General features: G+C 74.7%; 15 protein-coding genes. 4 read left to right on the forward strand and 11 right to left on the reverse strand.

All coding sequences use genetic code 11. From position 1 onward, the window contains the following. Positions 1 to 280: 280 nt before the first annotated feature. The 4 genes from M0638_RS26780 to M0638_RS26795 all read right to left on the reverse strand — a co-directional run bounded on the left by M0638_RS26780 (position 281) and on the right by M0638_RS26795 (position 5444). Positions 281 to 793 (reverse strand): DUF1523 family protein, encoded by a 513-nt coding sequence (locus M0638_RS26780; RefSeq protein WP_248670012.1) that lies wholly within the window; start codon positions 791 to 793, stop codon positions 281 to 283. An 80-nt stretch (positions 794 to 873) separates the two neighbouring features. Then, positions 874 to 1701 carry an esterase/lipase family protein gene (locus tag M0638_RS26785; RefSeq protein ID WP_248670013.1) on the reverse strand — a complete coding sequence of 276 codons (828 nt, stop codon included), beginning with the start codon at positions 1699 to 1701 and terminating at the stop codon, positions 874 to 876. Positions 1702 to 1713: 12 nt separating this feature from the next. After that, the gene (locus M0638_RS26790; RefSeq protein WP_248670014.1) at positions 1714 to 2136 is read right to left on the reverse strand and encodes a tellurite resistance TerB family protein; all 423 of its coding nucleotides are present in this window, start codon (positions 2134 to 2136) and stop codon (positions 1714 to 1716) included. Positions 2137 to 2444: 308 nt separating this feature from the next. Continuing rightward, a complete protein-coding gene (locus M0638_RS26795) occupies positions 2445 to 5444 on the reverse strand; it encodes an ATP-dependent DNA helicase (RefSeq protein WP_248670015.1) in 3000 nt (999 codons plus the stop codon). Between the two features lie 178 nt (positions 5445 to 5622). On the opposite strand from M0638_RS26795, the gene M0638_RS26800 reads away from it, so the two are divergent. Further along, the gene (locus M0638_RS26800; protein ID WP_248670016.1) at positions 5623 to 6672 is read left to right on the forward strand and encodes an SDR family oxidoreductase; all 1050 of its coding nucleotides are present in this window, start codon (positions 5623 to 5625) and stop codon (positions 6670 to 6672) included. Further along, complete coding sequence (locus tag M0638_RS26805; RefSeq protein ID WP_248670017.1) at positions 6663 to 7751, forward strand: spore photoproduct lyase family protein; 1089 nt, start codon at positions 6663 to 6665, stop codon at positions 7749 to 7751. Before M0638_RS26800 ends, M0638_RS26805 begins: the two co-directional genes overlap by 10 nt. Before the next feature lie 81 nt (positions 7752 to 7832). On the opposite strand, the gene M0638_RS26810 is transcribed toward M0638_RS26805, so the two are convergent. Further along, a complete protein-coding gene (locus M0638_RS26810; protein WP_248670018.1) occupies positions 7833 to 8690 on the reverse strand; it encodes a MaoC/PaaZ C-terminal domain-containing protein in 858 nt (285 codons plus the stop codon). A gap of 167 nt (positions 8691 to 8857) precedes the next feature. On the opposite strand from M0638_RS26810, the gene M0638_RS26815 reads away from it, so the two are divergent. Together M0638_RS26815 and M0638_RS26820 are read left to right on the forward strand one after the other, a co-directional pair. Further along, the gene (locus M0638_RS26815) at positions 8858 to 10510 is read left to right on the forward strand and encodes a squalene/phytoene synthase family protein (protein WP_248670019.1); all 1653 of its coding nucleotides are present in this window, start codon (positions 8858 to 8860) and stop codon (positions 10508 to 10510) included. Between the two features lie 336 nt (positions 10511 to 10846). After that, on the forward strand, positions 10847 to 12064 hold the full coding sequence (locus M0638_RS26820) for a hydroxysqualene dehydroxylase (protein ID WP_248670020.1): 1218 nt from the start codon (positions 10847 to 10849) through the stop codon (positions 12062 to 12064). Positions 12065 to 12160: 96 nt separating this feature from the next. On the opposite strand, the gene M0638_RS26825 is transcribed toward M0638_RS26820, so the two are convergent. From M0638_RS26825 to M0638_RS26850, 6 genes are all read right to left on the reverse strand, one after another. Then, positions 12161 to 12631, reverse strand: a complete 471-nt coding sequence (locus M0638_RS26825) for a DUF4167 domain-containing protein (RefSeq protein ID WP_248670021.1) — start codon at positions 12629 to 12631, stop codon at positions 12161 to 12163. A 375-nt stretch (positions 12632 to 13006) separates the two neighbouring features. Further along, positions 13007 to 13876 carry a peptide chain release factor N(5)-glutamine methyltransferase gene (gene prmC / locus M0638_RS26830; protein ID WP_248670022.1) on the reverse strand — a complete coding sequence of 290 codons (870 nt, stop codon included), beginning with the start codon at positions 13874 to 13876 and terminating at the stop codon, positions 13007 to 13009. 3 nt (positions 13877 to 13879) lie between these two features. Continuing rightward, on the reverse strand, positions 13880 to 14935 hold the full coding sequence (gene prfA, locus M0638_RS26835; RefSeq protein ID WP_248670023.1) for a peptide chain release factor 1: 1056 nt from the start codon (positions 14933 to 14935) through the stop codon (positions 13880 to 13882). Beyond that, positions 14932 to 16188: a histidine--tRNA ligase gene (gene hisS / locus M0638_RS26840; RefSeq protein ID WP_248670024.1), complete on the reverse strand. Its 1257-nt coding sequence runs from the start codon at positions 16186 to 16188 to the stop codon at positions 14932 to 14934. Before hisS ends, prfA begins: the two co-directional genes overlap by 4 nt. 284 nt (positions 16189 to 16472) lie before the next feature. After that, on the reverse strand, positions 16473 to 17639 hold the full coding sequence (gene ispG, locus M0638_RS26845; protein ID WP_248670025.1) for a flavodoxin-dependent (E)-4-hydroxy-3-methylbut-2-enyl-diphosphate synthase: 1167 nt from the start codon (positions 17637 to 17639) through the stop codon (positions 16473 to 16475). A gap of 244 nt (positions 17640 to 17883) precedes the next feature. Further along, a complete protein-coding gene (locus tag M0638_RS26850; RefSeq protein ID WP_248670026.1) occupies positions 17884 to 19080 on the reverse strand; it encodes a helix-turn-helix domain-containing protein in 1197 nt (398 codons plus the stop codon). Between the last annotated feature and the right edge of the window lie 433 nt (positions 19081 to 19513).

The raw sequence follows: 19513 nt of genomic DNA on the forward strand, positions 1-19513 counted from the left end.
AGCGCGTGCAGCTCGCCGAGCACAAGCGCGGCATGGTCGGCTGAGCCGACCCTACCGACGGAACGAGGAAGGGGCCGGTCTGCGAGGACCGGCCCCTTTTTGTCATCCCGGACCGGGGTGCTAGAGCCGATCCAGCCTGACTGTATCAGGCCGGAACGGCTCTAGCCTTTGATCCAGCGCATTTTCCGAGCCGCTGAGCGAGTACGCTCAGCTTGAAAATGCTCTAAGGGGCAGCGCAGCGCCCCTTGGCGGGACCCGGGGCGGCGCCCCGGGACTGGCCTCACCCGATGCGCGCGGCCCGTCTCCGGCGCAGCGCGCGCCAGCCGAGGAAGGCCAGCACGGCGACGGCGATGAAGAAGAAGGTGTTGAACCAGGGAAACGGGCTGGCGTCGGGCGGCGCGCGGCGGACCGAGACGGCGTTCGGGAAGGACGAGAACATGTTCACGCGCCAGCCGTAGTAGGTCACCACGGCGGTGCCGCGGTCGGCCGCGATCGAGGCGGCGACGGCCTGCACGTCGGCGGAATTGAACTTGAAGTAGAAGGGGAAGCCCCAGCGCGTGTCCTCGTTGCGATAGACGCGCGGACGCTGCGTCTCGTTGTCCTCGGCGTAGATGTAGAAGACGTCACGCGTGTCGCCGCCGGGCTTGCCGTCGAGGTCGACGCGCTTGACGTCGGTGCTGACGATGCGCACCACGTCGTGGCGCGGCAGGTTGTAGTGCAGGAACAGCCCGGCCGGCAGCGCCACCAGCACGAGCAGGGCGAGGATCACGATGAGCCGCTTGCGGCTGGGCATCCGGGGTCTCCGACGCGGTGAGGGCGGAGGCGCAACGCCCGGCGGCACGCCTCCGTTCGGTGAGGACGATGCCCGAAGGGTCAGTCCGCGGCGAGGCGCCGCGCCAGCGCCCGCAGCGCCAGCGGGTTGCGGACGACGGTGATGTGGGCGCCCGGCACCTCGATGGCCTCGCAGCCCGGCACGCCGGGCCCGCAGCTCTCCCAGGCCACCACCCCGTCCTCGCGCGTGTAGATCGCGGTGGCGGGCATGGCGGTGGGGCGGGCCAGACGGCGCGGATCGACCGAGGGGCTGTAGAAGGGCGCGCAGAGGCGGAACAGCGGCTGGATGGTGCTCGCCGTCGGCATGGTGATCGGGCTGACCATGGTGGCGACGTGGCTGATCTGCGCCGGCCGGTCGTGCGCGAGGTCGCGCGCCAGCATGCCGCCCAGGCTGACCCCGGCCACCGCCACCCTGCCGCCGGCCTCGCCGCAGACCTCGGCCAGCCGCGCGCGCAGCCCTTCGTGCAGGCGCGGCGTCGGGCCCCAGTTGATGCCGAGGTTCCAGCCGAAGCAGCGGAAGCCGTGCCGCTCCAGGAAGTCGCGCATCGGCCAGGTGTAGTCGTCGTCGGTCAGGAAGGCGGGGATGACGAGCACGGGGCGGCCGCGCCCGTCCGGCGGGTGCGCGGCATCCGCCGGGTCGTCGGGCGGCACGCGCCCCTCCGCCATGGCCGAGAGGTCGGTCAGCAGGGCGCGCCAGGAGGGCCGGCGGACCCGGCCGGTGGTGTCGAAGGCGGTGGCGAGGTCGAAGCGGCGGTGCCGCGCGCCGGGCGGCGGCGGGGCGGCATCCGGGGCGAAGCCCGGCAGCGGGCCCGGCAGTGCGTCGGAGTCGTCGAGGGGGGCGGCGCCGGCGGCGCCTTCCGGCGCCGTCATTCGCGCCTGCTCTCAGATGACCTGGTAGCGCGCCTTGGCGGCGCGCTCGATGGCACCGGCGATCAGCCGGTCGATGTCCATCTCGATGCGGAAGCTCTGGAGGAAGAGCAGCTCCTCCTGCGTCGCCTCGCCGTCGGCGGCGGCGACCTCGCAGGCGAGCAGGTAGGCGGTCTCGCGCAGGCGCGGCGGCAGGGCGTCGCGGATCATGCCGTAGGCGCGCTCCAGCCCCTCCGTCTCGTCGAGCAGGCCGAGGCAGGTCTCGGTCACCACGGCGATGTCGGTCGGGTGGAAGTCGGAGAAGGCGGGCAGCTCCTGCACCAGCCGCGACATCGTCCCGAGTTCGGCATCCGACATCTGGCGGTCGGAGGCGGCCATCAGCACCATGGCGCAGACCAGCGCCTCCTGAACGCTGAACCGAGTGAGCACCTCGGACATCGTCGATCAACTCCCTCGCGGCCGCGGCACAGCCGCGCGGTCCGTGTCGCCAGCGTGGTCGCCCGATGGCGGGCCGGCGTCAATGCCGCGGAGCGGGCGGAACATCACGGCTCCGACAGCGCGCGGCGACAGCCAAGCATGATAGCGGACCGGGCGACGCTTACGATAGCCCTGTGACGGCCGCATGACAGGGGGACGGCACGGTCCGGGCGGATGCCGCCCCGGGGCCAAGCGTGCCAAGGTCGGGCGGACCAGGGTCGGGTGCCCAGGATCGGGCACCCAGGGTCGGGGCACCGGACGCTGCCGCGTCACGGCATGGAGAGGAATTCCCGCGTCGCCGCCACCGCCTCGGCCAGCCCGACACGGCGCGTCTCCACCCCGGCCGGCAGGCCGGCGAGCAGGCGCGAGGGGCAGGAGCGGTCGAGCAGCACGAACACGCCGCGGTCGTCGGCACGCCGGATCAGCCGGCCGAAGGCCTGGCGCAGCCTATGGCGGGCCAGCGCGTCGTCGTAGTCCTTGGGCCGGCCTTCCGAGAGGTGCAGGCGGCGCTCGCGGTGCAGGATGGAGGGGCGCGGCCAGGGCACGCGGTCGAACACCAGCAGGCGCAGCGAGCGCCCGGGCACGTCCACCCCGTCGCGCATCGCGTCGGTGCCGAGCAGGCAGCTCTCCTCCTCGGCGCGGAAGACGTCCACCAGCGTCGCGTTGTCCATCGCGTCCACGTGCTGGGCGTAGAGCGGGATGCCGGCCTGCTCCAGCGCCGGGGCGATGCGCCGGTGCACCTCGCGCAGCCGGCGGATGGCGGTGAACAGGCCGAGCCCGCCGCCGCCGGCGGCCAGGAACAGGGCGCGCATGGCGGCCGCGACCTGCTGCGTGTTCTCGCGTGCCACGTCGGTGACGACGAAGGCGCGCGTCGCGGCGGCGTAGTCGAAGGGCGAGGGCACGGCGGCGCGGATCGCCGGGCGCGGCAGGTGGCTGGCGCCGGTGCGGGCCTCGGCGGCGCGCCAGGAGGCCTCGACGGATTCCGCGCCGGCCTCGGCGGCGGAATCCGGGGTGCCCTCCCCTGCCCCGCCGCCCCCCGACGCCGCCTCGCCGCGCACGATGTCGCGCAGCGTGGCCGAGGTGACGAGCAGCCCGTGCGCCGGCGCGGCGACGGCGGTGGCGAAGGGAATGGTGGGGTCGAGCGCGTGTCGGTGCATGGCCGCGTCCACGTCGCGGCCCTCGCGCCGGTGCAGGGCCAGCCAGTCCACCGCGGCGGGGCGGCTGCCGGGCTCGGGCGGCGGGGCGGCGAGGCCGTCCAGCATGTCGCGCCAGGCACGCAGCGGGATCAGGGCGCGCCGCTCGATGCCCCGGCAGGCCGCCTCGATCCGGATGCGCTCGCCGAGCTCCATCTCCTCGGCCTCCTCGTCGAGCCGCGCGGCGAGGCGTTCGCGCAGCCGGGCCAGCGGCTCCTCGATTCGGTACAGGGCGCGGGCCAGGGTGGTCGCGGCGGAGGCCAGCTCGGCGAGCTGCGGGTGCAGGTCGCATTCCAGGTCGTAGCCGTCGTCGCGGGCGGTGCGGGCGAGGACCTGGCGACGGACCACGCGAAGGAACGCCTCGGCGGGGTTGGCGTGCGCGACGGCAGGCTGGCGGCGAGGCGAAGCAGCCTCGGCCTCTTCCTGCCCCGCAGGGTGCGCCTGCTTCGGGTACGGGTGTCCGTCCGGCCCGTCCCCTTCCCCGTAAGCCTCCTCCGGCAGGTCCTCGACCAGCCGCGTCATCCACCCCGCCGCCGGCAGGGCGCGCGCCGCCTGCAACGCCGCATCCAGCGGGGCGAGCAGTTCCGGCCGCTCCGTCGCCAGTTCCTCGATGCGCCGTCGCAGGCCGCGCGCGCGGGAACGGCCGCCCTCGGCGCCCAGCAGCCAGCGGCGCAATTCCGCCGCCTCGGCGCCGCCCAATTCGGCCGAGAAGGCGGAATCGGCGGCATCGAACAGGTGGTGCCCCTCGTCGAACACGTAGCGCGGCGGCCGCGACTCCTCGCCGGAATCGTCGCCGCCCAGCGCCGCCTGCACCATCACCAGCGCGTGGTTCGCCACCACCAGCGTCGCGGTGCGGGCGCGGCGGATGGAGTGCTCGACGAAGCAGGTCTTCCAGTGCGGGCAGGCGGAGTGGATGCACTCGCCGCGCCGGTCGGCGAGCGGCAGGATGGCGGCGGGCCCGAACAGCTCCACCAGCCAGCCCGGGAAGTCGCCGGCCAGGATGTCGCCGTCGCGCGTCGCGACGGCCCAGCGGGCGACGAGGCCGAGCGGGACCGCCATGCCCGGCGGGGCGGCCGAGAGCACCTCCTCGTAGTTCAGCAGGCACAGGTAGTTCTCGCGCCCCTTGCGGACCACGACGCGGCGGCGGCGCTCCTCCGGGTCGGGGTAGACGCGGGCCAGTTCGCCGTCGATCTGGCGCTGCAGGTTGCGCGTGTAGGTGGAGATCCAGACCGGCGCGCCGTTGCGCTCGGCCCACAGGCTGGCGGGCGCGATGTAGCCCAGCGTCTTGCCGGTGCCGGTGCCGGCCTCGGCCAGCACCATCGCCGGGGCGCCGGCCATGTCGCGCGGGGCGAAGGCGGCGGCGGCGGCCGAGGCGTAGTCGGCCTGGCTCGGGCGCTGCTCCGCTCCCTCCCCCAGCATGGCGGCGAGGCGGGCGCGCGATTCGGCGGGGGCGACGCCGAGGCTGGCGGGCGGCGGCGGCGGCGCCGTCTCCTCCCATTCCGGCAGCAGACGCCAGACGCGCAGCGGGTCGGCGCCGGGGGGCAGGTTCGGCGCTTCCGGCCAGCCGAGCGCGGCCAGCACCGGCTCGGCCCAGGGCCAGCCCGCCTGCCCCATGCGCGCGGCGAGGCGTGCCGCCTCCTGTCCCAGCCGCCCTTCCCGCGTCAGGGCGAGATGGCGCAGCAGGCGGGTGGCGAGTTCCGGCAGCAGGGCGACGGCGGCCTCGTCGTCGCGCGGCGCGTCGCAGCCCAGCGCCAGGGCGAGGCCGCGCGGCGTGGGGGCCGCGGGCTGCGCCGGCATGGCGAAGGCGAACAGCTCCAGCAGGTCGCAGGCGCCGCGCGGACGCGGGATGCCGAGCCGGCGCGCCGTGGCGGTGGCGTGGACCAGCAGCGGCGGCGGCAGGTGGCGCAGCCGCTCGGCGGCCGCCTCGGCCGTGAGGGTCTCGAGTTCGCCCTCCTCGGTCAGCAGGGCGGCGCGGCCATGGCCGGCGACCAGCGCGGGGGCGGCCGGCAGCAGCAGGCGGGGCGCGCCGGGCGGTGCCGAGGCGGAAGGGCGGGCGGCACGGGGCGGGCGCGGCATCGGCGGCAGCGTAGCACCAAGGCGGCGAATGACCGAGATGGGTGTTCGTGCTCTGTCCCGGCTCTCCCGGAGCCCCGGCTACCGGTCCCGTGCTTCACTATCCCATGCGTCGCCATCCCGTGAGGTGACGGGGCGCCCCGCGCCCATACATCCGGGCAGGTCATGGCGGAGGGACGGGATGCGCAGGGTGGCGGTGGTGACGGGGGGCACGGCCGGAATCGGCCGCGCCACGGCGCGGGCCTTCGCGCGGGCCGGCTGGGCGGTGGGCGTGATCGCGCGCGACCCGGCGCGGCTGCGCTCCACAGAGGCCGAGTTGCGCACGCTGGCCGTGCCCGCCCTCGGCATCGCCGCCGACGTGGCCGATGCCGGGGCGGTGGAGGCGGCCGCGGCGCGTTTCGAGCGGGAACTCGGCCCGATCGAGGCCTGGGTCAACAACGCCATGGCCACGGTGATCGCCCCGGCGCACGAGGTGACGCCCGAGGAGTACCGGCGTGTCACCGAGGTCGCCTATCTCGGCCAGGTGCACGGCACGCTGGCGGCGCTGCGCCGGATGGCGCCGCGCAACCGGGGGCGGATCATCCAGATCAGCTCCGGCATCGGGGTACGCTCGGCGCCGCTGCAATCGGCCTATTGCGGCGCCAAGGCGGCGGTGCGGGGCTTCACCGACAGCCTGCGCGCGGAGCTGCTGCACGACGGGGTGAAGGTGGACCTGACGGTGGTCTACCTGCCGGCGGTGAACACGCCGCAATTCGACTGGGCCCGCAACCGCACCGGCCGCATCCAGAAGGCGCCGGACCCGGTGTTCGACCCGCGACTCTGCGCCGATGCGGTGCTGTTCGCGGCGGAGAACCCGCGGCGCGAGGTATGGGTGGGCCGCTCCACCGCGGAGATGGTGCTGGGGCAGGCGGTGGCGCCGGGGCTGCTCGACCGCTACGCCGGCCGCATGTGGGAGGCGCAGCTCGGCGACCGGCCCCCGCCGCACCCGGAAGGCAACCTGTTCGCGCCGGTGCCCGGCGATCCCGGCGTGGACGGGCGCTTCGGCCAGCGGGTGAAGCCGACCCGCACCGAGTACTGGACCAGCCGGCACCGCGACGCGGCGGTGGCGGGCGCCGCGGCGCTGGGGCTGCTGGGGCTGGCCGCGCTGGCGGCGCCGGTGCGGCTGCTGGCCGGTCTGGCCGCGCCGCGCCGCGCCACGGCGCGCCGGCCGCGGCTTCCCGCATGGCGCTAGCCATCGGTTCCCCGCCGCTGCCGGCCACGCTGCTCGACATCGGGCGGATCTACTTGGAGCCGGCGGCGGCGCTGCACCCGCGCGGCGCCGAGGTGCTGGCGCGCTTCCCGCACGCCGAGCGCATCGAGGTGCCGTCCCACTGGAACATCCCCGGCCTGCACGGCGAGGAAGGCGACGCGGAACGCTGGCTCGCCACCAAGCGCGGGACGCTGGTGCTCGGGATCAAGAAGGGTCTCGGCATGCGCCCGAACGGGCGCAGCGCCGACTTCATCGCCCCCTCCACCTCGAACGGCTGCGCCATGGCCTGCGCCTATTGCTACGTCGCGCGGCGCAAGGGGCACGGCAACCCGATCACGCTGTTCGTCAACACCGACGCGGTGGCCACCGCCATCGCGCGGCACGCGGCGCGGCAGGGGCCGAAGCCCGGGCCCAACCAGGTCGATCCGCGCGACTGGGTGTACGACATCGGCGAGAACGGCGACCTTTCCGTGGACGCGGCGCTGTATGGCGGCGTGCGGGACCTGGTCGAGGCGTTCCGGGCGATGCCGAACGCCAAGGGCTCCTTCGCCACCAAGTACGTCAACCGCGCGCTGCTCGGCTACGAGCCGCAAGGGCGGACGCGCATCCGCTTCTCGCTGATGCCGGAGGCGCCCTCGCGCGTGCTGGACGTGCGTGCCTCGCCGGTCGCCGAGCGGATCGCCGCGATCGACGACTTCGTGCGCGCCGGCTACGAGGTGCACGTCAATTTCTCGCCCGTCGTGGTGTACGAGGGCTGGACGGCGGACTGGTCGGCGCTGCTGGAGCGGCTGGATGCGTCGCTCTCGCCGGCCGCGCGGGCGCAGATCGCGGCCGAGGTGATCTTCCTCACCCATGGCGCGGCGCTGCACGAGACCAACCTGCGCTGGCACCCGCGCGCCGAGGATCTGTTGTGGCAGCCGGCCTTGCAGGAGGAGAAGCTGTCGGAGAGCGGCGCGGTGAACCTGCGTTACCGGCACGGCAAGAAGGGGCGGATGCTCGCCGTGTTCCGCGATCTGGTGGCACGGCACCTGCCCTGTTGCCGGATCCGCTACGCGTTCTGACGCCGCCCCCTCCGAAACCGTCACCGGGACCGCCATCGGGACCGGGCATGCCACCCCGGCACGCCCGGTCCCCGCGGCGACTCAGCCGGCGAAGCGGAAGCGGCCGTTGCTGATCACCTGCTTCTCCCGCTCCGCCACGAAGGCGCGGAAGGCGGCGCCGCCCTCCTCGTGCCAGATCTCGGTGCGGATGGTCTCGCCGGGATAGACGGGCGAGGAGAAGCGCAGGTCGACGCGACCGAAGCGCGCCGGGTCGTAGCCGCACAGCGCCTTCAGCAGCGCGTGGCAGACCACGCCGAAGGTGCAGAGCCCGTGCAGGATGGGCTGCTTGAAGCCGGCGGCCGCCGCGATGTCGGGGTCGGCGTGCAGCGGGTTCATGTCGGCGTTCAGGCGGTAGTAGAGCGCCTGCTCCGGCCGCGTGCCGAGTTCCACCGAGAGATCGGGCGCATGGGTCGGCTCCGGGTGCGGCTTCGCCACCGGGCCGGAGGGGCCGCCGAAATTGCCGTCGCCGCGCATGAAGGTGGTCTGGCCCACCGTGGCCAGCACCTCGCCCGAGGCGGCATCGATGATCTCGCGTTCGGAGTAGAGCAGCGAGCCCTTGTCGCCGCGGTCGACCAGGCCGGTGATCCTCGACCGGCCCACCAGCTCGGCCTCGGCCGGCAGGGGCTTGTGCAGGGTCAGGCTCTGCTCGCCGTGCAGCACCTTCACCGCGTCCACGCCCGTGTCCGGCTTCGCGATCCAGAAGCCCGGATGCGCCAGCACCACCGCCATGGAGGGCAGCACGCGCAGCCCCTTCTCGTAGACGAAGGGAAGCTGCTCGCGGTCCATCGGGTCCTGCCCGAGCCCGACCGAGAGGGCGTAGAACATCGCGTCCTTCGGCGAGAGGCGCTGCCGCGCCTCCGGGATGGGGTAGTGGAGCAGCTTCTCGTACTCGACGGCCATCGGCCCGTTCCTCCGCTTCTGGTTCGGCGGCGATGGGTGGCAAGGATGTCACCGGCGGTCAATCTCCCCGCCGAGCCTTCCCCGGATCCCCGACCTTCGCCGGCGCCCGCCCCGCCATTTGCCGCCGGGCCATTTGCCCCCCCTGGCCCGCCCCGCTAAATGACCGCGTGACCCACATCGCCGCCCCGCGGACCGACGCGCCGCCGCCCGCGAAGCCGACCCGCGACCACGACGAGGAGAATTTCCCCGTCGCCTCCGTGCTGCTCGCCCGCGAGGTCCGGCCCAAGGTGATGGCCTTCTACCGCTTCGTCCGCGCCGCCGACGACATCGGCGACCACCCCACCATGCCGCCCGCGGAGAAGATCGCCCGGCTCGACCTCATGGAGCGGGGCCTCGACGATCCCCGTACCGCCCAGCCCGAGGCGGCCCGGCTGCACGCGGCCGGCACCGGCACGGCGGAGGCGCGGCGCATGCTCTCCGCCTTCCGCCAGGACGCGACCAAGAAGCGCTACGCCGACTGGGCCGAGCTGGAGGACTACTGCACCCGCTCGGCCGATCCGGTCGGGCGCATGCTGCTGCGGCTGCACGATTCGCCGGCCGGGGCGATCCCCTCGGCCGACGCGCTCTGCACCGCGCTCCAGCTCCTCAACCATCTGCAGGACCTGGTGCCGGACCGGGATTCGCTGGACCGCATCTACCTGCCCGAGCCCTGGATGGCGCTGGCCGGCGGCGAGGCCGCCTTCTTCCGGCCCGACAACCCGGAACGCCGCGCCGTGCTGGACGCGGCGCTGGACCGGGTGGAATCGGCGCTGGACCGCGCCGCCGACCTGCCGCGCCGACTGACCTCGCGCCGCCTCGCCCTGCAATCCACGGTGACGATCGCCCTCGCCCGCCGGCTGCTGGCGCGGCTGCGCGCCGCCGACCCGGTGACGGGGCGCGTCGCCCTCTCGAAGCCCGACTTCGCCCGCGCCTTCGCCGGCTGCCTCGGCCTCGGCCCCTCGGACGCGGCGATCGTGGAGCGCCGGGTCGGCCGCGCCGGCTCCTCCTTCGCGCGCGGCATGGCGGCGCTGCGGGGCGAGCGGCGGCGCGCCCTCTGGGCCGTCTACGCCTTCTGCCGCGACGTGGACGACATCGCCGACGCCGCCATGCCCGAGGCCGAGAAGCGCCGCTTCCTCGCCGAGTGGCGCGCCGCCCTGCGCGAGCCGCGCGACGCCGTCTCGCGCGAGCTGGCCTGGGCGCGCGAGCGCTTCGGCGTGCCGGTCGCGGAATGCGAGGCGATGATCGCCGGCATGGAGACGGATGCCGCCGACCGGCTGCGCCTGCCGGACGCGCCGGCGCTCGACCTCTACTGCCGGCGCGTGGCGGGCAGCGTCGGCGCCATGTCGGTGCGCATCTTCGGCGCGCCGGAGGCGGAGGGCTTCGGCCTGGCGCTCGGGCGCACCTTCCAGCTCGTCAACATCCTGCGCGACGTGGACGAGGACGCGCTGCGCGAGCGCGTCTACGTCCCGCTCGACATGCTGGCGCATGCCGGCATCGCGGACGGGCCGGCCGCGGAGATCGTCCGCCAGCCCGGCTTCGCGGCGATCTGCCGCGACCTCGCCGAGCGCGCCCGCGCCGGCTTCGCGGCGGCCGAGGCGGAGCTGCCGCATTTCGACCCGAAGGCGCTGCGGCCGGCACGGGTGATGATGTGGGGCTACCGGCGGCTGCTGGAACGGATGGTCGCCCGCGGCTGGGACGGCGCGCGGGTGCGCCCTCGCCTGACGAAGGGCGAGAAGCTGCGGATGGCGGCGCAGGCGCTCGGGGTGCCGGGCTGCGGCTGACAGGTTCGGGCGTCGGGGCTCCGCCCCGAACCCCGGCAGGGAGGGCTTTGCCCTCCCCCGCACCCCTCCCACCAAAGGGCGAAGCCCCTTTGGAAACCCCTTTTTCGAAGAGACGGCTCGGGTGCTTCCACAGCGTAGACCCAACGAAGAGAGGTCCAGGAGGGCCTCGCCCTCCTGGTGGATGGGGTCCGGGGAAGGCAAGGCCTTCCCCGAAAAGCGGCCTGGAGCGGATCGCCGGCAGGCGGGCAAGCCCGGCGGCGTGAAGCCGCGCCGGGAACAACGAGCTACGGCGAACCGCAGTCCCGACCGGACTGCGGTTCGCTGCAGCCCCGCGCCATGAGCCGCACCGTCCACGTCGTCGGCGCCGGGCTGGCGGGCCTCGCGGCCGCGCTGCGCCTTTCGCGCGGCGGGCGCCGCGTGGTGGTCCACGAGGCCTCGCCGCAGGCCGGCGGCCGCTGCCGCGCCCTGCCGGACGGCACCGACAACGGCACCCACGCGCTGCTGGGCGCCAACCGCGCCGCGCTGCGCTTCCTCGGCGAGGTGGGCGCGCGGGACGGCTGGATCGAGCCGGAGCCGGACGGCCTGCCGGTGCTCGACCTCGCCAGCGGCGAGGCGAGGCGCGTGGGCCTGTCGCCCCGGCAATGGCTGCGGCAGCCGGCGTTGCGGCCGCCCGGGCTGGGCCTGGGCGGCATGGGCGCGCTGCTGCGGCTCGCAGGCGGCGGCGACCGCGCGGTGGGGCCGGCCATGGCGGCACACCCGGCGCTGCTGCGGCACCTGGTCGATCCGCTGGTGATCGCGGCGCTGAACACGCCGGTCGAGGAGGCCGGCGCGCGCTGGCTGGCGCCGGTGCTGCGCCGGCTCGGCCGGCCCGGGGCGACGCGGCTGTTCGTGGCGCGCGAGGGGCTGGGGCCCGACCTGATCGCGCCGACCCTGACGACGCTCGCCCTCGCCGGAGTCGAGCTGCGCCACGGCGCGCGGCTGCGCCGGCTGGAGCAGGCGGATGGCCGCGCCACGGCGCTGGATTTCGGCGAGGACCGGATCGTGGTGAGCCCGTCGGACCGGGTGGTGCTGGCGCTGCCGCCCTGGGAGGCGAAGCGGCTGCTGCCGGCGCTGCCGGCGCCGGAACGCTTCGCGCCGATCCTGAACCTGCACTACGCCCGCGTCGCGGCGGGACCCGTTCGCTTCCTCGGGCTGCTGGACGCGCTGGCGCAATGGGTGCTGGTGCGGCCGACCGGGGTCTCGGTGACGGTCAGCGCCGCCGATGCCGCGATGGACGCACCGCAAGAGGCGCTGATGGCGCGTGCCTGGGCGGAATTGCGCCGGGCGGCGCTGGCCTTCGGCCTGCCCGGCCCCTGGCCGGAGGCGGCGCCCGCCTGCCGGGTGGTGAAGGAAAGACGGGCGACGCCGCGCCACGGCACCGGCCCGGCACCCGCGCCGCCCCGCCTGCCGCTGGCCAACCTGGCCCTGGCCGGGGACTGGACCCTGCCCGCCCTGCCGGCGACGATCGAGGGCACGATCCGCTCGGGCGAGGCGGCGGCGGCCGCGCTGCGCTGAACCGCCGCAGGCGGCGGGCGCCGCCTGCCGCCGGCGAGGAACAGGTGGGCGAAGGCTGATCGGAAGCGGCCGCCGGCGGCGCCGCTTCCGCCCGGCTCACGCCTGCTCGCGCGCCTCGGCCTCGCCGGCCTCGATCTCGGCGTCATGCTCGACGGCATGGCCGTTGGTGCCATGGCCGCCGTGGCGCGGCGCATACTCGGCCGGCTCGCCCTCGTACTCGGCCTGCTCGGGGCCGTTGAAGCGGCGCTGCTGCATCGAGGGCTGATGCTGCTGCTGCGCCTGGCTCATCGCGTTCAGGATGCGGAAATAGTGCTCGGCGTGCTGGAAGTAGCTCTCGGCCATCACGCGGTCGCCGGCCGAGGTCGCGTCGCGCCCGAGCTGGAGGTACTTCTCGAACAACTGCTGCGCCGTGCCGCGCATGCGCATGTCCGGGCCGTTGGAGTCGAAGACGTGGTTGCGGTTGGTCGGCTGGTGGCCCTGCTGGCGGTACTGGCCGCCACCACCTCCGCCACCCCCGCCCCCGCCGCCATGTCGTTGACCGCGGCCACGCATACGTTTCATGTTCATGGATTTTGCGTCTGTCGTCTCGCGAATCTCGCCGCGCGGTCGATGTGGCAGGGTTGTCTGGCGGCGGACACGATGGTCGCCGGGAGAAGGCCTGCGCATCCGTACCGCAGACGGCTGTGCTCGTAGCGTTGTTCACGGTCCGTAGGGGCCGGCCGGCGTGCCCTGTCTCGGCAGGCCCGGTACGGCTCCGTCGCTGCTGCCTGACCCGAGGCTCTTCTTCGGGCTTTCCCGGCCCCGGCCCTGCCGGGCGCCGGGCCATTCATGGCGGCGACGGCCGGACCCTAGCCTCGCCCGGCCGCAACGCCAAACGCTTTTTTCCGTCGCCGCTCCCGCCGGTGGCGAAAGCCGGACGCACCGGCGGCGAATCCGGCAGGGTCAGCCGGGACCCAGCACCAGGGCGCGTTCGATGCCACCCAGATCGGCATGGCAGCCCCGCACCGCAAGCCCCCTGGCCGCGGCCAGTGCCGAGACCGCCGGGCGCTGCCCCTGCCCCAGTTCCAGCACCGCCCGGCCGCCCTCGGTCAGCAGGCGCGGCAGGGCGTCCAGCACGGCGCGATAGGCGTCGAGACCGTCCGTGCCGCCGTCGAGGGCGGAGGCCGGCTCGTGTGCCGCCACCTCGGGCATCAGGCCGGGGATGTCGCCGGTCTCGATGTAGGGCGGGTTGCAGAGGATCAGGTCGAAGCGCCCGGCGACGGCATCCGCCCAGTCGCCGGCGAGGAAGGCGGCGCGGCCGCCGAGGCCGAGCGCGACGGCGTTGCGTCGCGCCAGGGCGGCGGCCTCCGGCACCCGGTCCACGCCGAGGCCGGTGGCCCAGGGGAACTCGCCCAGCGCCGCCAGCAGCAGGCAGCCCGTGCCGGTGCCGAGATCGAGCACGCGGCGCACCGCGCCGCGCGCCGGGAAGGCGGCCAGCGCGGCCTCGACCAGCGCCTCGGAATCGGCGCGCGGGATCAGCGTGGCAGGCGAGACGGCGAGGGAGAGCGACCAGAACTCCGTCCTGCCGGTGAGGTAGGCCAGCGGCTCGTGCCCGAGGCGGCGGCGCAGCAGGTCGGCGAAGTGCGCGGCGGCGGCCGGCGGCACCGGGCGGCGCGACTCCCCGACCAGCCGGCCGGGATCGGTCGCCAGCGCGTGGCCGAGCAGCAGCCGCGCCTCCAGGCGCGAATTCGGGATGGCGGCGGCGCGCAGGTGCTGCCCGGCGCGGCAGAGGAAGGCGCCGACGGTCCCGTCGGGGTCCGGGCAGGCGGCCACGGCCTATTCCGCCTCGGCCGCGAGCCGGGCGGCCTGGTCCTCGGTGGTGAGCGCGTCGACCAGCTCGTCGAACTCGCCCAGCATCACGCGGTCGATCTTGTGCAGCGTCAGGCCGATGCGGTGATCGGTCACGCGCCCTTGCGGGAAATTGTAGGTGCGGATGCGCTCGGAGCGGTCGCCGGTGCCGACCTGGGACTTGCGGTCGGCGGCGCGCGTGGCGTCGAGGCTGCTGCGCTGCGCCTCGTACAGACGCGCGCGCAGCACCTTCATCGCCTTGGCGCGGTTCTTGTGCTGGCTGCGCTCCTCCTGCATCGCGACGACGACGCCGGAGGGAAGGTGCGTGATGCGCACCGCGCTGTCGGTCTTGTTGACGTGCTGGCCGCCGGCGCCGGAGGCGCGGTAGGTGTCGATGCGCAGGTCGCTCTCGTTGATCTGCACGTCCACCTCCTCCGCCTCCGGCAGCACCGCGACGGTGACGGTGGAGGTGTGGATGCGGCCCTGCGTCTCGGTCGCCGGCACGCGCTGCACGCGGTGCACGCCGGATTCGTACTTCAGCCGTGCGAACACGCCCTTGCCGGTGATCTCGGCGCTGCCGTAGCGCAGGCCGCCCAGCTCGTTCTCGTCGGCCTCCAGCAGCTCGAACTTCCAGCGGCGGGATTCGGCGTAGCGGCGATAGGCGCCGAACAGCTCGGCGGCGAACAGCGCGGCCTCGTCGCCGCCGGCGGCGGGGCGGACCTCCAGGATGGCGCTGCGCTCGTCGGCGGCGTCCTTGGGCAGGAGCATCAGGCGCACCTCGTGCTCCAGCACGGGCACGCGCTCCTTCTGCTCCCGGTACTCGGCCTCGGCGAGCTCGCGCATGTCGGGATCGGCGAGCATCGCCTCGGCCTCGTCGCGGGCGCGCTCGGCGGCCCGCAGTTCCTGCACCTTCTCGACCAGCGGGTCGAGATCCGACAATTCCTTGGACAGCGCGCCGATCTGCGAGCCGTCCGAGGTGGCGAGCAGGTGCTTCAGCTCGTCGGCGCGGGTCAGCAGCCGGTCGAGCCGGGCGGGAAGGCTCACGCGGCGCCTCCCGCGAGGCGCTGCACCAGCGCGTCCAGCGCCACGCGGTCCTGCGTGCCGGCATCGAGGTCGCGCAGTTGCGCGACGCCCTCGGCCAGCTCGGACTCGCCGAGGATCACGGCGGCGCGGGCGCCGATGCGGTTGGCGCGCTCCATGCGCTTCTTCAGGTTGCCCTTGTAGGCGATCTCGGCGGCGACACCGGCGCGGCGCAGCGATTGCAGCAGGTCGAGCGCCGGGCCCTCCGCCGCCTCGCCCACCGGCACCAGCGCGACGGGGCGCGGCGCGGCGGGGGTGCGGCCGGATGCCTCCAGCAGCAGCGCGAGGCGCTCGACGCCGCTCGCCCAGCCGATCGAAGGGGTGTGCGGCCCGCCCATCTCCTCCACCAGCCCGTCGTAGCGGCCGCCGGCCATCACCGTGCCCTGCGCGCCGAGCCGGTCGGTGACGAACTCGAACGCCGTGTGGCCGTAGTAGTCGAGGCCGCGCACGATGCGCGGGTTGTCGCGGAACGGCACGCCGAGACGGTCGAGGTGGCGCTTCACCGTCGCGTAGAAATCGGCCGCCGCCGGCGTCAGGTGGTCGTGGATGGTGGGCGCGTCCTCGATCAGCCGCCGGTCGCCCGCATCCTTGCTGTCGAGGATGCGCAGCGGGTTCTTCTCCAGCCGCGTGCGGCTGTCGGCGGAAAGCCGCTCGGCGTGCGACGCGAAGTAGGCGACCAGCGCGGCGCGGTAGGCGTCGCGGGATTCCGTGTCGCCGAGCGTGTTGATCTCCAGCACCGTGCCGTCCTCGATGCCGAGCTCGGTCAGGATGTGCCAGCCGCAGGCGATGGCCTCGGCATCCGAGAGCGGCTCGGCGGCGCCGAGGATCTCGCAGCCGATCTGGTGGAACTGCCGGTAGCGGCCCTTCTGCGGCCGCTCGTAGCGGAACATCGGCCCGGCGTAGAACACCTTGCGCGGCAGGTTGCTCTGGGTGAGGCCGTTGGAGACCAGGGCGCGGCAGACGCCGGCCGTGTTCTCCGGCCGCAGCGTGACGGAATCACCGCCCCGGTCCTCGAAGGTGTACATCTCCTTGGTCACGACGTCCGAGGTATCGCCCAGCGAGCGGGCGAAGACGCGCGTATCCTCGAAGACCGGCGTCGCCCACTCCTCGAAGCCGTAGAGGGAGGCGATGCGCCGCGCCGTGTCGATCACGTGCCGGTGGCGGCGGAATTCCTCGCCGATGAGGTCGTGGGTGCCGCGCGCGGGTTGCAGGGACATCGCTGGAAGGGACTTCGTTCCGGAAACGGTGAAGGCCGCGGCGCGGGGCTGCCGCGCGGCGGGTCGGAGGCAGGTCGATGTCGGGCCGCCTGGCGGGCGGGCCGGCACATCCATCACATTACAATGTGATCGCCGGGCATGGGAGGGCAAGCCGCCGGCTCGGGCGGATCCCCGCCAGGGCCGCGCCCCGGCCATGCCCGTCCCGCAACGGCACGACGGGGCGGATGGCAGCGGCCCGCGCGATGGCGGGGCGCGGCGGCCAGGGCCAGGATCCGGGCGCGAGGCTACTCCGCCGCCTGCGCCGCCATGGGGGCGGGGTTGGCGGCGGCCTTGCGGGCAGCCTCCTCGGCGGCCTTCTCGGCCTCGATCTGCGCCGCCTTGGCCTCGACCAGCTCGACGACGTGCTCGATCATCCGGTCGGCATCCACCGTGTGGTCGGTCTTGCCCGCCGCATAGACCATGTGCCGCCCGGCGCCGCCGCCGGTGACGCCGAGATCGGTCATCAGCGCCTCGCCCGGCCCGTTCACCACGCAGCCGATGATGGAAAGGCTGAGCGGCGTCTGGATGTGCGCCAGGCGCTCCTCCAGCCGGCTCACCGTCTCGATCACGTTGAAGCCCTGGCGGGCGCAGGAGGGGCAGGAGATGATCTTCACGCCCCGGTGCCGCAGGCCCAGCGTCTTCAGCATCTCCCAGCCGACCAGCACCTCCTCCTCGGGCTCCGCCGAGAGCGAGACGCGCATCGTGTCGCCGATGCCGGCCCAGAGCAGCGAGCCGAGGCCGACCGAGGATTTCACCGTGCCGGCGCGCTTCGAGCCCGCCTCGGTGATGCCGATGTGCAGCGGGTGGTCGCACACCTCGGCGAGCTGCTGGTAGGCGGCGACGGCGAGGAACACGTCGGACGCCTTCACGCTGATCTTGAACTCGTGGAAGTCGTTCTCCTGGAGATGCGCGGCATGCCACAGGGCGCTTTCCACCAGCGCCTCCGGGTTGGGCTCGCCGTACTTCTCCAGCAGGTGCTTCTCCAGGCTGCCGGCGTTGACGCCGATGCGGATGGAGCAGCCATGGTCGCGCGCCGCCTTCACCACCTCCTTGACGCGATCGGCGCTGCCGATGTTACCGGGGTTGATGCGCAGGCAGGCGGCGCCGGCCTTGGCGGCCTCGATGGCGCGGCGGTAGTGGAAGTGGATGTCGGCCACCACCGGCACGTTCACCTCGCGCACGATCTCGGCCAGCGCGGCGGTGGATTCCGGCGTGGGGCAGGAGACGCGCACGATGTCGACGCCGGCCACCTCGGCCCGGCGGATCTGGGCGATCGTCGCCTCGGCGTCCTCGGTGGGGGTGTTGGTCATGGTCTGCACGGTGATCGGGGCGTCGCCGCCGACCGGCACCTTGCCGACCATGATCTGCCGCGACTTGCGGCGGAGGATCTGCTGGTAGGGGCGGTAGCTCATCTGCTCGCTGCTATCCCGTGGCTGGGGCGACTATAGGCCGGAAGCGGGGAGCCGGACAAAGGAAGGGCTCCCCCCGCCCGGGGCGGCGCGCCCCTTCCCCCGATGTGGCATCCGGCGCCGGAGTTTGAACCGGCCGGCTGCCGGGTCGGGCCGGGATGGAATGGGCAGCCCCGTCCAGGCGCCGACGCCTTCCGGGCAGAGCGCGGCCCGGCGCCGGATGGCCACGGGAGGACGCCGCCGCCCGCTACTCGCTCCGCCGCAGCGAGGGGTTCATCCGGTTCATCAGCGCGTCCGCCTCGCTCTCGCCCGCGCTGCGCGCGGCCGGGCGAGGCGTTGCCGGGGCCGCCGGGCGCGGCGTCGGCGCGGGGCGCGGGGCGGCCTCCTGGCGCAGCGGGCCGGCCTTCAGCACCTCGGGGTCGAGCGGCACGCCGCGCCGGGCGCCGACCGCGCCGGTCAGGGCCGGCGCCGCCTGCCCATCCACCAGCAGGTCCAGCGACTGGGCGGCGCCGACGTTCAGCACCAGCCCCTCGCGCGGCGGCACGTCGTAGGTCTCGCCCGGATTCAGGGTGCGGTTGATCAGCGTCTGGTTGCTGTGCGTGTCGCGCACCTGCACCCAGACCCGGCCGCTGCCGCCGCGAAGCTGGATGCGGGTGGCGGGCGCCTCGGGTGCCGCGGGGGGCGGCGCGGCGGGCGCCGGCACGGGAGCGACCGGCGCGGCGGGAACGGTGGCGGCCTGGGCCTGGGTCGGGGCCGGCGCACCGCCCGGGGCGGTACCCGGCGGGAAGCCGACCGGCGGCGGCACGGGCACGGCGGGCGGCGCCATCGGCGCGGACACCGGCGGCACCACCGGCGGCGGCGCCGGGCGCGGCGGCGCGGCGGCCAGGCCGGTGGGTGCCGGGGGCGCGGCGGGGGTCGGGCCGACGGCCGGGGCGGCAGGCGGCATTGCGGCCGGGGCCGGCTGCGGCGCGGCCTGCTCCAGGCGCGACGGCAGCGGCGGCACGGCGTCCACGGTGCGGTCGCCGCTGCCGGACCAGTGGTACCAGCCGGCATAGGCGCCGATCGCCAGCACCGCGCCGACCAGCATCACCACGCCGGCCGGCACGCCGCGCTCCGGCACGGGCTCGGGGAAGACCAGGGCGGTCCTGGCCTTCACCGCGGCGCCGCTGTGGTCGCGGAAGCGGCGCACCATCTCCTGCTCGTCGAGGCCGAGGGCGCGGGCATAGGCGCGCACGAAACCGACTGCGTAGGCCGGTCCGGGCAGGTCGGCGACCCGCCCTTCCTCGATCGCGATCAGGTAGGCGCGCCGGATGCGCAGCGCCTCGGCCACCTCCTCCACGGAGTAGCCGAGCGACATGCGGGTGTCGCGCAATTCCTCGCCGACCCGCGCCGGCTCGCCGGCTGCGGTCTGGGAGGTCGGAAGGCGTTTGAGATCGTAGGGCACGCGCCCGGCATCTAGCCCGAGCCGCGCCGGGCCGCAAACCTTAAACCACATGGAACCGGCGCTGTTGCCTTGGCAACCGGAGAATGCGGCCGCGCGGCGCCGCCGCTCGGCCTCGGAGCCGGTTCGAGCGGCCCGCGGGCCGGGCCGGCGGGCCCTTTCCGGTCCCGGGGAGCGAGGAGGAGCGTCAGGGTCCCAGCGTGAAGAGACTCCCGCCGCCCCTCCGCCGCCGGCCACCGGAACAGGGTCTCACGCGAGCCCGCACAGGCTCGGACCCGCAGGATTCGTCGGTTCGGCGCGCGGCCGTCCCAACCCTGCGCGATACCGGCAAGGCCGGCTTGGCCTGGATGGGAACCGGACCCGGATCTTCGATCTCCGGGCGCAAATTCCGGCTGTCTTCCGTCTAGAGCCGTTCCAGCCTGACCGTATCAGGCTG

This window comes from Roseomonas acroporae, assembly GCF_023223525.1.
GTDB classification, from domain to species: Bacteria; Pseudomonadota; Alphaproteobacteria; order Acetobacterales; family Acetobacteraceae; genus Roseomonas_E; species Roseomonas_E acroporae.